General features: G+C 70.1%; 9 protein-coding genes. All 9 read left to right on the top strand.

Features of this window, described 5'->3' with window-relative positions:
* The first annotated feature begins 1 nt into the window (after window position 1).
* The 9 genes from BR39_RS0104380 (at window position 2) to pflB (ending at window position 14,065) form a co-directional block, all read left to right on the top strand.
* A complete protein-coding gene (locus BR39_RS0104380) occupies window positions 2-1,117 on the top strand; it encodes an HlyD family secretion protein (protein ID WP_051695170.1) in 1,116 nt (371 codons plus the stop codon).
* Entirely contained in the window at window positions 1,114-3,858 is a 2,745-nt protein-coding gene (gene rbbA, locus BR39_RS0104375) for a ribosome-associated ATPase/putative transporter RbbA (RefSeq protein WP_029908093.1), read from the top strand. The genes BR39_RS0104380 and rbbA overlap by 4 nt, the downstream gene beginning before the upstream one ends.
* Window positions 3,859-3,862: 4 nt before the next feature.
* Window positions 3,863-4,993: an ABC transporter permease gene (locus BR39_RS0104370; protein WP_029908091.1), complete on the top strand. Its 1,131-nt coding sequence runs from the start codon at window positions 3,863-3,865 to the stop codon at window positions 4,991-4,993.
* Between the two features lie 17 nt (window positions 4,994-5,010).
* Window positions 5,011-6,456: an efflux transporter outer membrane subunit gene (locus BR39_RS0104365; protein ID WP_051695168.1), complete on the top strand. Its 1,446-nt coding sequence runs from the start codon at window positions 5,011-5,013 to the stop codon at window positions 6,454-6,456.
* A gap of 98 nt (window positions 6,457-6,554) precedes the next feature.
* Window positions 6,555-7,538, top strand: coding sequence for a phosphate acetyltransferase (locus BR39_RS0104360; protein ID WP_029908086.1), 984 nt, complete (start codon window positions 6,555-6,557; stop codon window positions 7,536-7,538).
* 14 nt (window positions 7,539-7,552) lie between these two features.
* Window positions 7,553-8,749 (top strand): acetate/propionate family kinase, encoded by a 1,197-nt coding sequence (locus BR39_RS0104355; RefSeq protein WP_029908084.1) that lies wholly within the window; start codon window positions 7,553-7,555, stop codon window positions 8,747-8,749.
* 155 nt (window positions 8,750-8,904) lie between these two features.
* Window positions 8,905-10,506 (top strand): L-serine ammonia-lyase, encoded by a 1,602-nt coding sequence (locus tag BR39_RS0104350; RefSeq protein WP_081916524.1) that lies wholly within the window; start codon window positions 8,905-8,907, stop codon window positions 10,504-10,506.
* Window positions 10,507-10,513: 7 nt separating this feature from the next.
* A complete protein-coding gene (locus tag BR39_RS0104345) occupies window positions 10,514-11,788 on the top strand; it encodes an MFS transporter (protein ID WP_051695167.1) in 1,275 nt (424 codons plus the stop codon).
* 21 nt (window positions 11,789-11,809) lie between these two features.
* Window positions 11,810-14,065: a formate C-acetyltransferase gene (gene pflB, locus BR39_RS0104340; protein ID WP_029908078.1), complete on the top strand. Its 2,256-nt coding sequence runs from the start codon at window positions 11,810-11,812 to the stop codon at window positions 14,063-14,065.

Below are 14,065 nucleotides of genomic sequence, written 5' to 3'. Positions count from 1 at the left end.
AATGTCCGAACCGGCTGCCGTCAGCCGTCCCGCTGACAACACCAAGCCCCCGGCGCCCAAGCCCCCCGCGCCCAAGCCGCCGCCGCCGCGCAAGTCGCGGAAGACGCTGCTGATCGGCGTCGCCGCCCTGGTGGTGATCGGGGCGGGGGTGGGCGCCTATGTCTGGCTGACACGGCCGGACCTGCCGCCCGGGTTCGCCGGCGGCAACGGCCGGTTGGAAGCCAACGAGATCTACGTCGCCACCAAGTATCCCGGCCGGATCAAGGAGGTGCTGGTCGACGAGGGCGCCACCGTCGAGGCCGGCCAGGTCGTGGCCCGGATGGACACCTCGGCCCTGGAGGCCCAGCTGCGCCAGGCCGAGGCCGAGATCTCCGCCGCCGAGGACGCCCGCCGCGTGGCCCTGGCCCAGGTGGCCGTCCGGCGCGCCGAATACGCCTTCGCCGCCCTGCAGAACAGGCGGTCCAAGGCGCTGGTCCAGACCGGCGCGGTCAGCAGTCGCGAGGCCGAGACCGACACCGCCAACATGCTGTCGGGCCAGGCCCAGCTGACCGGCGCCCAGGCCGAGGTGGTGCAGGCGGGCTCGTCGATCGACGCGGCGAAGGCCACGGCCGACCGGCTGCGCGCCGAGATCGCCGACGCGGTGCTGGTCGCCCCGATCCGGGGCCGGATCGAGAGCCGCCTGGCCGAGCCGGGCGAGGTGCTGCCCGCCGGCGGCCGGGTGTTCTCGCTGCTCGATCTGGCCGACGTCTACATGTACGTCTTCCTGCCCGAGAAGATCACCGGCAAGGTCCGGCTGGGCTCGGAGGCGCGCATCGTCCTGGACGCCGCCCAGGAATATCCGGTGCGGGCGGTGGTCTCCTACGTGTCGCCCGCCGCCCAGTTCACGCCCAAGACGGTGGAGACCGCCGAGGAGCGTCACAACCTGACCTTCCGGGTCAAGCTGCAGGTGCCCAAGGAGCGGCTGCGGCAGTACGAGCCCCTGGTGAAGTCGGGCCTGCCCGGCATGGGCTATGTGCGCTTCGACGAGAAGGCCCCCTGGCCTGACCGGCTGCAGGCGACGACCTCGCCGCCGACCAACCTCTGGCAAAGCACCGGCGCGACGGCGGGCCCCAAATGAATCCCCCGGTTCTGGAACACGTCGCCAGCATCCGGAATCTCACCCACAAGTACGGCAAGGTGACGTCGCTGGACGGGGTCAGCCTCGACATCCCGGCCCAGAAGACCATCGGCCTGATCGGTCCGGACGGGGTGGGCAAGTCGACCCTGCTGGCGATCCTGGCGGGCGTGCGCAAGATGCAGTCCGGCGAGGTCGAGGTGCTGGGCGGCGACATCGGCGACGCCGGCTTCCGCAACAGCATCGCCGCGCGGGTGGCCTACCTGCCGCAGGGCCTGGGCAAAAACCTCTACCCGACCCTGTCGATCTACGAGAACATCGACTTCTTCGGCCGCCTGTTCGGGCAGTCGGCCGAGGAGCGGGCCTGGCGCATCGACGACCTGCTCTGGAGCACCGACCTGACCTCGTTCCGCGACCGGCCGGCGGGCAAGCTGTCGGGCGGGATGAAGCAGAAGCTGGGCCTGTGCTGCTCGCTGATCCACGACCCCGACCTGCTGATCCTGGACGAGCCGACGACGGGGGTGGACCCCCTGGCGCGCCGCCAGTTCTGGGAGCTGATCGAGCGGATCCGCGGCCGCCGCCCGCAGATGAGCGTCATGGTCGCCACCGCCTACATGGACGAGGCCGAGGGCTTCGAGTGGCTGGTGGCGATGAACGCCGGCCAGGTGATGGCCACCGGCACCGCCGAGGAGCTGCGCCAGCGCACCGGCCAGGACACCCTGGAGCGGGCGTTCGTGCGCCTGCTGCCCGAGGAGCAGACGCGCGGCCACAGGGAGCCGGTGATCACCCCCTGGGTGTCGTCCGAGGGCCCGCCGGCCATCGAGTCCCACGGCCTGACCCAGAAGTTCGGAGCCTTCACCGCCGTCGACCACGTCAATTTCCGCATCGAGCAGGGCGAGATCTTCGGGTTCCTGGGCTCGAACGGCTGCGGCAAGACCACCACGATGAAGATGCTGACCGGCCTGCTGCCGCCCAGCGAGGGCGAGGCCCTGCTGTTCGGCAAGCCGGTCAAGGGCGGCGACATCGAGTCCCGCCGCCGCGTCGGCTTCATGTCGCAGGCCTTCTCGCTCTACACCGAGTTGACCGTGCGGCAGAACATGATGCTGCACGCCCACCTGTTCGACCTGCCGCCCGACAAGGGCCAGGCGCGGGTGGCCGAGCTGATCGACGATTTCGGGCTGGCGGAGGTGGCCGACACCCTGGCCGAGAGCCTGCCCCTGGGCATCCGACAGCGGCTGTCGCTGGCCGTGGCGGTGCTGCACGAGCCCGAGGTGCTGATCCTGGACGAGCCGACCTCGGGCGTCGATCCGGTGGCCCGCGACGGGTTCTGGGAACTGCTGATCCGCCTGTCGCGCGAGCGGGGGGTGACGATCTTCCTGTCGACCCACTTCATGAACGAGGCCGAGCGCTGCGACCGGATGTCGATGATGCACCGGGGCAAGGTGCTGGCCCAGGGGCGGCCCGCCGACCTGGTGGCCGAACGCGGCGCGCCCAATCTGGAGCACGCGTTCATCGGCTACCTGGAGGAGGCGGCCGAGGAGCTGGGCGGGGCGGCCGACGCCTCGGCCGGCCCGGCCTCGGAGCCGCCGGCGGACATGGGCCATTCGGTCCCGCCCAAGGGCTTCAGCGTCGGCCGGGTCTGGGCCTTCGCCCGGCGCGAGGCGATCGAGCTGCAGCACGACGCCGTGCGGCTGATCTTCGCCGTCATCGGCCCGATCCTGCTGATGATCGTCTTCGGCTACGGCATCTCGCTGGACGTCGAGAAGCTGGCCTTCTCGGTCCTCGACTACGACAACACCCCGGCCAGCCGGGCCTATGCCGACACCTATCGAGGATCGATCTATTTCGACGAGAAGGCGCCGCTGTACAGTTACGCCGAGCGCGACCGGCGCCTGCGCAACGGCGAGCTGCGCTTCGCCCTGGAGATCCCGTCGGGCTTCGAGAACGACCTGCAGGCGGGCCGCCAGCCGACCGTCAACGCCCAGATCGACGCCGCCGTGCCGTTCCGCGCCGAGACGACGCGCGGCTACATCGAGTCCGCCCACAAGGCCCACGACGTCCAGGTGCGCCGGGACCGCGGCATCCCGCCCGCCCAGACGGCGGTGAAGATCAATTCCCGGGCCCTCTACAACCAGGCCTTCCTCAGCGTCTACGCCATGGTGCCCGGCGACATCATGCTGCTGATCATGCTGATCCCCAGCATGCTGACGGCCCTGGCGGTGGTGCGCGAGAAGGAGCTGGGCTCGATCGCCAACTTCTACGCCGCCCCGGCCAGCCGGACCGAGTTCCTGCTGGGCAAGCAACTGCCCTACGTGGCCGTGTCGTTGGTCCAGTTCATCACCCTGGTGGCCCTGGCGGTGTTCGTGTTCGGCGTGCCGATCAAGGGCAGCATCGGCGTGCTGGCCCTGGGCGGGGTGCTGTACGTGCTGGCCAGCACGGGCTTCGGCCTGCTGATCTCGGTGTTCGCCGCCACCCAGACCGCGGCCATCTTCGCGGCGGCCATCATCTCGATCCTGCCCGCGGTGCAGTTCTCCGGCATGTTCGTGCCGGTCTCGTCCCTGACCGGCGGGGCGGCGATCGCGGCCAAGATCTTCCCCTCGACCTACTTCCAGGCCGTCAGCGTGGGCACGTTCACCAAGGCCCTGGGCATGGCCGCCCTGTGGCCCAACGTGCTGGCGCTGGCGCTGATCGCCCTGATCTATTTCGGGCTCTCGGTCGTCCTGTTGAAGAAGCAGGAGGCCTGATGCGATGCGCGCCGTCGGCCATATCTTCCAGCTCGGCCTGAAGGAGCTGCTCAGCCTGGCCCGCGACCCGGTGCTGCTGTTCCTGATCGGCTACGTCTTCACCTTCTCGGTCTACACGCCGGCCAAGAGCGCGGTGATGGACGTGATCAACGCCTCGATCGCCATCGTCAACGAGGACGACTCCAAGGCCGCCCGCCTGGTCGGCGACGCCATGCTGCCGCCGCTGTTCCTGCCCGCCCAGGAGATCGGCTTCGGCGACATCAACCGCGTCATGGACCGGGGGACGTTCACCTTCGTGGTCGACATCCCGCCGGACTTCGAGGCGAACATCATCGACAACGACCCGCCCACCGTCCAGGTCATCACCGACGCCACGGCCATGAGCCAGGCGGGGCGCGGGCCCTCCTACATCCAGCAGATCATCGAGAGCACCGTGGCCCACCTCTGGCCCGGCCGCACCGATCCGAACAACCAGCCGCTGGTGAGCCTGGAGACCCGGGCCCGGTTCAATCCGAACATGCAGCAGAGCTGGTTCGTGGCGGTGAACCAGGTGATTAACAACATCTCGGTGCTGGCCATCTTCCTGACCGGGGCGGCGGTGCTGCGCGAGCGCGAGCACGGCAACATCGAGCACCTGCTGGTCATGCCGCTGCGGCCGTTCGAGCTGATGTTCGCCAAGATCTGGGCCAACGGCATCGTGGTGATCCTGGCCGCCATGCTCTCGCTGTTCCTGGTGGTGAAGGGCGCGATCGGCGTGCCCATCGCCACGGGCTCGATCCCGCTCTTCGCCCTGGGCCTGGGCGTGTACCTGTTCTCGGTCACGGCGCTGGGCATCATGCTGGCGACGATCGTCAATTCGATGCCGCAGTTCGGGCTGCTGGCCTTCCCCGTCTACATCGTCATGAGCCTGCTGTCGGGCGGCCAGACGCCGCTCGAGAGCATGCCGATGGTGCTGCAGAAGATCATGCAGTTCGTGCCGTCGACCCACTTCGTCGCCTTCTCGCAGGCGGTCCTGTTCCGCGACGCGACGCCGGCGATGGTCTGGCCGGCCCTCCTGAAGATGTTCCTGATCGGCGCGGCCTACAGCGTCTACACCCTGTCGCGGTTCCGGAAAATGCTGGCCGCGGTCAAGTGAGAAGGGGTCTTTCGAAGATGAGCCCGCTCCGCATAAGCGCAACCCTGGTCCTGGCCGCGGGGGTCCTGGCGACCGCCGGCTGCAAGACGGTGGGACCCGACTACGTCCGCCCCGAGGTCAGCCTGCCGCCCGCCTATCGCGACGCGCCGGCGTCCACCGAGACCTCGGCCTCGCTGGCCGACCTGCCGTGGTGGGCGGTGTTCGACGACCCGACCCTGCAGGGGCTGATCGGCCAGGCCCTGACCAACAATCCCGACCTCCAGGTGGCGGTCGCCCGCATCGCCCAGGCCCGCGCCCTGGTCGGGGTCTCGGCCTCGCAGGGCAAGCCGCAGCTGGGCTATCGCGGCGACGTGGGCGCCCAGTCCGCGTACTCGCCGTCCGACAACGACACCCAGGACTACAGCAGCATCGGGGGCGCGCTCGACTTCGCCTGGGAGTTCGACCTCTGGGGCCGGATCAAGCGCTCGAACCAGGCCGCCGAGGCCAGCCTGCTCCAGCAGGAGGAAATCCGGCGCGGGATCCTGCTGAGCCTGACCAGCGAGGTGGCCGAGGGCTATTTCCGCCTGCTGGAGCTGGACCGCGAGATCGCCATCGCCGAGGAGAGCACCCGCACCTACGGCGCGACCTACGACCTGTTCAACCAGCGCTTCGAGGCGGGCCGCGACAGCCGCCTGCCGGTCGAGCGCACCCAGGCCAACCGCGACGCGTCCGAGGCGCGGATCGAGGAGCTCCGCCGCCGGATCGCCGTGCAGGAGAACGCCCTGAGCGTGCTGATGGGCGCGCCGCCCGGACCGATCGCGCGCGGTCGGCCCCTGGCGGCCCAGGCCCTGCCCGCCGCCCCGCTGGGCGCGACCACCGAGCTGCTGCAGCGCCGTCCCGACATCCGCGCGGCCGAGCAGGGGATGATGCGGGCCAACGCCGAGGTCGGGGTGGCGGTGGCCAACAAGTTCCCGCGCCTGGGGCTTTCGGCCCTGGCCGGCCTGGTGGGCGCCAATGTCAGCGGCGACACCGGCACGTTCGGGATCGGCTCCGTCGGCCTGGGCCTGACCGGTCCGATCTTCACCGGCGGCCGGCTGGAGGAGATTTACAACAACCGCAAGGCCTATTGGGACGAGACCGTCGCCCAGTACCGCCACACGGCCCTGGTCGCCCTGGGCGAGACCGCCGACGCCCTGGCCGCCCAGAAGACGCTGGTGGCCCGTCGCGGGGCGCTGGAGCGGCAGGTGGCCTCGCTGCGCCGCTCGGTCGACCTGGCCCAGAGCCGCTACGACACCGGCCGCGCCGGCTATTTCGAGGTGCTGGAAGCCCAGCAGCAGCTGTTCCCCGCCGAGGAGGCCCTGGCCCAGACCCAGCGCGACCAGCTGATCGCGGTGGTCAATCTCTACAAGGCGCTGGGCGGGGGCTGGAAGCTGACCGACGACCAATGGAGCCAGCCGCAGACCGTGGCCGCCACAGGAGGATGAGATGGGCGGAAAGGTCGCCGAACGGGTTGATCCATGTCTGGTCACCAGGCTGAGGGCGGTGGCATGCTCGCAGGCGTCCCCCGCGCAGGAGCCCGACCATGCCTGAGACCCTCGACGCCCCGAAGGCCCAGGCCGGAGGGCGCAAGCACGAGAAGTTCGAGCACCTGCTGGCCCGCGCCCAGCGGCACCCGCCGCTGGTCACCGCCGTGGTCCATCCCTGCGACGCGGTCTCGCTGGACAGCGCGGTCGAAGCCGCGCGGCTGCGGCTGATCGAGCCGATCCTGGTCGGACCCGCCGCGCGCCTGGCCGAGCTGGCGGCGGCCGCCAAGCTGGACATCTCGCCGTTCGAGCAGGTCGACTCGGCCCACAGCCACGACAGCGCCGCCAAGGCGGTGGAGCTGGTCCGGGCCGGCCGCGCCGAGGCCTTGATGAAGGGCAGTCTGCATACGGACGAACTGATGGGGGCGGTGGTGGCCCGCGACACCGGCATCCGCACCGAGCGGCGGATCAGCCACTGCTTCATCATGGACGTGCCGGGCCACCCCTCCCCGCTGGTCGTCACCGACGCGGCCGTGAACATCAACCCGACGCTCGAGGACAAGATCCACATCGTCCAGAACGCCATCGACATGGCCCTGGTCCTGACCGAGCAGAAGGGCGAGGGGGTGGTGAAGGTGGCCGTGCTCAGCGCCATGGAGACGGTCAATCCCAAGGTGCCCTCCACCCTGGAGGCGGCGGCCCTGTGCAAGATGGTCGACCGGGGCCAGATCAAGGGCGCGCTGATCGACGGCCCCCTGGCGCTGGACAACGCCATCAGCCCCGAGGCCGCGGCGATCAAGGGCATCGTCTCGCCGGTGGCCGGCCACGCCAACGTGCTGGTGGTGCCTGACCTGGAGGCCGGCAACATGCTGGCCAAGTGCATGTCGTTCCTGGCCGACGCCGACGCCGCCGGGATCGTGCTGGGCGCGCGGGTGCCGATCATCCTGACCAGCCGGGCCGACGCCAAGCTGACCCGCCTGGCCTCCTGCGCGGTGGCGTCCCTGCTGGGCGCCGCGCGTCGGACCACCGCCGCCATCGTCTAGAGGGAGAGTCCCCGATGAGCGCCTGCCTGGCGGTCCTCAACGCCGGTTCGTCGAGCCTGAAGTTCGCCGTCTACGACGCCGGGCCCGGCGAGACCGTGCTGCTGAAGGGCCAGTTGGACGGGATCGGCGTCTCGCCGCGCCTGGTGCTGAAGGACGGCCGGGGCGAGGTGCTGGAGGAGCAGAGCTGGCCGGCCGAAGGGTTCGACCACGCCGCCGCCACCCACGAGGTGCTGAACGCGGCGATCCAGCGCAAGGGCGACCGGACGGTGCTGGGCGTGGGCCATCGGGTGGTGCACGGCGGCCGCGACTACGCCAGGCCGGTGCGGATCGACGCCTCGGTGATCGCCGCCCTGCGCGCGCTGGAGCCCCTGGCCCCGCTGCACCAGCCGCACAACCTGGCCCCGATCGAGGCCATCGCCCAGGGCGCGCCGCACGTCGCCCAGGTCGCCTGTTTCGACACCGCCTTCCATCGCGTCCAGCCGCCGCTGGCCCAGAGGTTCGCTCTGCCGCGCCGGTTCCACGAGGCGGGGGTGCAGCGCTACGGCTTCCACGGCCTGTCCTATGAGTTCGTCTCGACGCGTCTGCGCGACCTGGCGCCGGACCTGGCCTCGGGCCGGGTGATCGTCGCCCACCTGGGCAACGGGGCCAGCCTGTGCGCGATGCACGACGGGCGCAGCGTGGCCAGCACCATGGGCTTCACCGCCGTGGACGGGCTGATGATGGGCACCCGCTCGGGCAACCTCGACCCCGGGGTGCTGATCCACCTGATCGACGCCTACGGCATGGACGCCCGGGGACTTGAGGACCTGGTCTACAAGCGCTCGGGCCTGCTGGGGGTGTCGGGGATTTCGTCCGACATGCGCGCCCTGCGGTCCTCGTCCGAGCCCGAGGCGGCCGAGGCCATCGACCTGTTCGTCTATCGGGTGGTCCGCGAGATCGGCTCGATGGCCGCCGCCCTGGGCGGGGTCGACGGCCTGGTCTTCACCGGCGGCATCGGCGAGAACGACGCCCAGGCCCGCGAGGACATCGTCAGGGGCTGCCGCTGGCTGGGGCTGGACATCGACGAGGCCGCCGAGCGCTTCGGCCGGCAGGCGCGCCAGATCAGCCCCCACGGCGCCCGCGCCGCCGTCTGGGTCGTGCCCACCGACGAGGAACGGATGATCGCCCGCCACACCGCCGCGCTGCTGAGCCTGGCGCCGGCCTCGAGCTGAGACCGGTTCTCAACAGGGGGGCGCTCCGAGGGTTAGCCGGCGCCGATCTCGGGTCTTACCCTAATGGCTTGGCCGACAGCTCGGCCGGACACTGCCGTCGCACGAAACAGAGGGGCGGGGGCGCCTTCGGCGGCCCTCTCCAAAAGGGCGAGGCGATGGACAAGATGGCGGAGGGGGCGATCGTCCCCGAACTCGACACGCGTGAACCCCCGGCGGGCTCCGACCGCCGCGCCTTCATGATGCGCAGCGCCCTGGCGCTGTCGATCGGCGCCCTGACCGGCTGCCAGCCCAAGGATGTCTCCAACATCCCCGCCAAGGCGCCCGGCGCCCCGGGCGGCGGCGGGGCGCCCGCCCTGGATCCCAGCCTCGACGTGGTCAAGAAGTCCAAGGGCCCGGTGATGACCACGGCCCAGGAGTTCTACAAGGTCGGTCCCGGGCCCTCGTCGTCCCACACCATCGGGCCGATGCGGATCACCTACGACTTCTATCAGCGCTGCACCAGGCTGCCGGCGGACCAGCTGGCCCAGGCCACGGCGCTGAAGGTCAATCTGTTCGGCAGCCTCAGCGCCACGGGCAAGGGGCACGGCACCGAGCGCGCCGCCCTGGCCGGCCTGGTGGGCAACGAGCCGGCCACGGTCGATCCCGCCTTCCTCGACGGCCTGGCGGCCAATCCCGACCAGACCTTCACGGTCAAGCTGGGCGGCAAGGACATCCCCGTCTCGCTGAAGGACATCGTCTACGACGCCACCAAGGGCGACTTCCACCACCCCAACACCATGACCTGCAAGCTGCTGGCCGGCGACAAGGTGCTGCTGGAGCAGGAGTACTATTCGGTCGGCGGCGGCTTCATCGAGTGGAAGGGCTACGAACCGCCCAAGAAGAACCCGCCGAAATATCCCTATGCGCGGATCAGCGAGGCCCTGGCCCACTGCAAGCGCGACAACATCACGCTGGCCCAGCTGGCCATGGCCAACGAGACCTCGATCACCGGCCAGAGCGAAGCCGAGGTGAACGCCTTCCTCGACAAGATCCTGGGGGCCATGGACGCCACGGTGAAGACCGGCCTGGCCGCCCCGACCTCGACCCTGCCGGGACCGATCAAGCTGAAGACCAAGGCGCACGACGTCTATGTCAACGCCCAGGGCCAGGAAGGCACCGCGCGCCGGGCGATCGCCCTGGTCTCGGCCTACGCCCTGGCGGGCTCGGAGGAGAACGCCCGCGGCCACCTGGTGATCACCGCCCCGACCGGCGGCTCGGCCGGGGTGCTGCCGGCCGTCATCTACTCGCTGGGTCCGGCGGGGGCGAAGATGTCGAAGGACAAGCTGCGCGAGGCCCTGCTGGCGGGCGCGGTCGTCGGCTATCTCTGCAAGCACAACGCCACCCTGTCGGCGGCCGAGGGCGGCTGCCAGGCCGAGATCGGCGTCGCCTCGGCCATGGGTGCGGCGGCCATCGCCCAGGCCTACGGCGCCCCGCCGCAGGTGGCGGCCAACGCCGCCGAGGGGGCGCTGGAGCACCATCTGGGCATGACCTGCGATCCGGTGGCCGGTTTCGTCCAGGTGCCCTGCATCGAACGCTGCGCCTTCGGGGCGGTGAAGGCCTGGACCGGCTACCTGATCGCCACCAACGAGATCCCGGTCAATCGCCGCGTGGACTTCGACAGCACGGTGGACGCCATGGCCCTGACCGCCAAGGAGATGAACTCCAAGTACAAGGAGACCTCCGAAGGCGGTCTCGCCGTCTCCGTCACCCTGTGCTGAGGCGACGATGGCGCGGCGGATCGCCAGTGCTGGCGGCGTCGGCGGCGTGATCGTCGTCGCCTGGCTGGCGACCTCGATCTTCTATTTCTACCAGTACATCCTGCGCTCGGCGCCCGGGGTGATGATGCCGCAGCTGTCCGACGCCCTGGGCCTGTCGACGGCGGGACTGGCCGCCCTGGTGGGCCTTTTCTACTACGGCTACGCGCCGTTCAGCCTGGTGGCCGGCGTGGCCATGGACCAGCTGGGCGCGCGCAAGGTCGTGCCCCTGGGCTGCGCGATCGTCGCGGTCGGTGCGCTGCTGTTCGCCACCGGCGACAGCAAGCTGGCGGCGGCCGGACGGCTGCTGCAGGGCGTGGGCGGGGTCTTCGCCCTGATCGGCGCGGCCTATATCGCCACCACCAACTTCCCCGCCTCGAAGGCCGCCACCTTGATCGGCGTGACCCAGATGTTCGGCATGGCCGGCGGCTCGGCGGGCCAGTTCCTGGTCGGGCCGGCCATCGCCGGCGGCGTCGGCTGGCGGACCTTCTGGCTGGCCATGGGCGTGGCGGGCGCGGTCATCGCCGTCCTGCTGATCCTGGTCATGCCCGGCGGCCGCAAGAGCGGGAACCGCAACTGGGTCGGCTCGGCGGCCAGCGCCATCTGGCAGGTGGGGACCAATCCGCAGTCGATCCTGTGCGGCCTGATCTCGGGCCTGTTCTTCATCCCCACCACCATCTTCGACATGGTCTGGGGCGTGCGCTTCCTGCAGGAGGCGCACGACATGCCCTACGGCGTGGCGGTGCTGCGCTCGGCCTCGGTGCCGTTCGGCTGGATCATCGGCTGCCCCCTGGCGGGCCTGCTCTCGGACCGGATGGGACGACGCAAGCCGGTGATCGTCGGCTCGGGCGTGCTGCTGGCCGCCTGCCTGGCGATGATCCTGTACGGCCCGCCGAACCTGTTCCCGCCCTTCGCGCTGGGCCTGGCGACGGGGATCGCCTCGGGCGCGGCCATGCTGCCCTACACGGTGATCAAGGAGGCCAACCGCCCCGAGCACAGCGGCACGGCCACCGGGGTGGTCAACTTCATCAACTTCTCGTTCTCGGCCCTGCTGGGGCCGGTGTTCGGCGGCTGGCTGCTGGCGGCCTCGAAGGGCGGCCCGCGCGAGCTGGAGCACTACCAGGCGGCGTTCTCGCCGCTGCTCTACGGGGTCGCCCTGGCGGTGCTGCTGACCCTGCTCCTGAGGGAGACCGGGACCCGCGCCCGGTCCGCGGCGCCGCCGTCCGTCACCCCCAGTCCAGCCTGATCCCAGTCTTCGGAGGCGTGCATGAGCGACTCGATCCTGAAGCCTTCCCCCACGGCCGAAAAGGCGCCGCCGGCCTTCGCGGCGGGCCTGTGGTCGCGCGAGATCGACGTGCGCGACTTCATCCAGGAGCACATCACGCCCTATGACGGCGACGAGTCGTTCCTGGAGGGCCCCACCGCGCGCACGACCGCGATCTGGGCCCGGCTGCAGGCCATGTTCGTCGAGGAACGCAAGAAGGGCGTGCTCGACATCTCGCAGATCCCCAGCACGATCATCGCCCACGAGGCCGGCTACATCGACAGGGACAACGAGGTCATCGTCGGCCTGCAGACCGAGGCGCCGCTGAAGCGGGCGATCATGCCCAACGGCGGCTTCCGCATGGTCCTGACTTCGCTGAAGACCTACGGCTACGAGCCCGACCCGGCGGTGGTCGAGACCTTCAGCAAGTACCGCAAGACCCACAACGAGGGGGTGTTCGACGCCTATACCGAGGCCGTCCGCCGCTGCCGCTCGTCGCACGTCCTGACCGGCCTGCCGGACGCCTACGGGCGGGGGCGGATCATCGGCGACTACCGCCGCGTGGCCCTCTACGGCGTGGACCGGCTGATCGAGTCCAAGCGGGCCGAGAAGGCCGCGCTGGACGACGCCTGGTCCACCGACGAGATCATCCGCGACCGCGAGGAGCTGTCCGAACAGATCCGCGCCCTGGCCGAGCTGAAGGTGATGGCGGCCAAGTACGGCTTCGACATCTCCGGCCCGGCGACCACGGCCAAGGAGGCCGTGCAGTGGCTCTACTTCGGCTACCTGGCCGGGGTGAAGGAGCAGAACGGCGCGGCCATGTCGCTGGGCCGGGTCTCGACGTTCCTGGACATCTATTTCGAGCGCGACCTGGCGTCCGGGGCGCTGACCGAGAGCCTGGCCCAGGAGATCATCGACGACTTCGTGATCAAGCTGCGGATCGTCCGGTTCCTGCGCACGCCCGAATACGACGACCTGTTCTCGGGCGATCCCACCTGGGTGACGGAGTCGATCGGCGGCCTGGGCGACGACGGGCGGGCGCTGGTGACCAAGACCAGCTTCCGCTTCCTGCAGACCCTCTACAACCTGGGCCCCGCGCCCGAGCCGAACCTGACCATCTGGTACTCGCCGCGCCTGCCCGAGGGCTTCCGCCGCTTCACCGCCAAGGTGGCCATCGACACCAGCTCGATCCAGTTCGAGAGCGACGAGATCATGCGCCGCGAGTGGGGCGACGACGGGGCCATCGCCTGCTGCGTCTCGCCCATGCGGCTGGGCCACCAGATGCAGTTCTTCGGGGCCCGCGCCAACCTGGCCAAGTGCCTGCTGTACGCGATCAACGGCGGCCGCGACGAGGTCAGCGGCGAGCAGATCGCCCCGCCGTTCGAACCGGTCCAGGGCGACGACCTGGACTTCGAGGACGTGCTGATCCGCTACGAGCGGATGATGGACTGGCTGGCCGGGACCTATGTCAGCGCCATGAACGTCATCCACTACATGCACGACAAGTACGCCTACGAGCGGATCGAGATGGCGCTGCACGACTACGCGCCGTTCCGGACCATGGCGTTCGGCATCGCCGGCATGTCGGTGGTGGCCGACAGCCTGTCGGCCATCAAGTACGCCAAGGTGAAGGTCGTCCGCGACGAGACCGGCCTGATCGTCGACTACCTGATCGACGGCGCGTTCCCGGTGTTCGGCAACAACGACAATCGCGTCGACCACCTGGCCTCGTGGCTGGTCAGCACCTTCATGGAGAAGCTGCGCAAGTACCCGACCTACCGCCACGCGCGGCACACCCAGTCGGTGCTGACCATCACCTCGAACGTGGTCTACGGCCGCAACACCGGCAACACGCCGGACGGGCGGCGCAAGGGCGATCCGTTCGCGCCGGGGGCCAACCCGATGCACGGCCGCGACACCCACGGCATCCACGCCTCGGCCGCCTCGGTGGCCAAGATCCCCTATCGCGACGCCGAGGACGGCATCTCGCTGACCACCACCCTGGTGCCCAGCGGGCTGGGGCGGACGGCGGAGGACCGGATCACCAACCTGACCGGGATCCTCGACGCCTTCTTCGGCTCGACCGGCTACCACATGAACATCAACGTCCTGAACCGCGACACCCTGCTGGACGCCATGGAGCATCCGGAGAACTACCCGTCGCTGACCATCCGGGTGTCGGGCTACGCGGTGAACTTCGTGCGGCTGACGCGCGAGCAGCAGCTGGACGTCATCAACCGCACCTTCCACGGCGGCTGA

Origin of the sequence: Caulobacter sp. UNC358MFTsu5.1 (assembly GCF_000712075.1) — a bacterium.
Taxonomy (GTDB): Bacteria; Pseudomonadota; Alphaproteobacteria; order Caulobacterales; family Caulobacteraceae; genus Caulobacter.
The sequence above is the reverse complement of the archived record's forward strand: the minus strand, read 5'-3'. Positions and strand labels throughout refer to the sequence as shown.

What these genes read in the sequence shown, in the direction of transcription:
- BR39_RS0104380 (WP_051695170.1), top strand. Translation starts at nt 2, where the DNA reads ATGTCCGAACCGGCTGCCGTCAGCCGTCCCGCTGACAACACCAAGCCC.
- rbbA (WP_029908093.1), top strand. Translation starts at nt 1,114, where the DNA reads ATGAATCCCCCGGTTCTGGAACACGTCGCCAGCATCCGGAATCTCACC.
- BR39_RS0104370 (WP_029908091.1), top strand. Translation starts at nt 3,863, where the DNA reads ATGCGCGCCGTCGGCCATATCTTCCAGCTCGGCCTGAAGGAGCTGCTC.
- BR39_RS0104365 (WP_051695168.1), top strand. Translation starts at nt 5,011, where the DNA reads ATGAGCCCGCTCCGCATAAGCGCAACCCTGGTCCTGGCCGCGGGGGTC.
- BR39_RS0104360 (WP_029908086.1), top strand. Translation starts at nt 6,555, where the DNA reads ATGCCTGAGACCCTCGACGCCCCGAAGGCCCAGGCCGGAGGGCGCAAG.
- BR39_RS0104355 (WP_029908084.1), top strand. Translation starts at nt 7,553, where the DNA reads ATGAGCGCCTGCCTGGCGGTCCTCAACGCCGGTTCGTCGAGCCTGAAG.
- BR39_RS0104350 (WP_081916524.1), top strand. Translation starts at nt 8,905, where the DNA reads ATGGACAAGATGGCGGAGGGGGCGATCGTCCCCGAACTCGACACGCGT.
- BR39_RS0104345 (WP_051695167.1), top strand. Translation starts at nt 10,514, where the DNA reads ATGGCGCGGCGGATCGCCAGTGCTGGCGGCGTCGGCGGCGTGATCGTC.
- pflB (WP_029908078.1), top strand. Translation starts at nt 11,810, where the DNA reads ATGAGCGACTCGATCCTGAAGCCTTCCCCCACGGCCGAAAAGGCGCCG.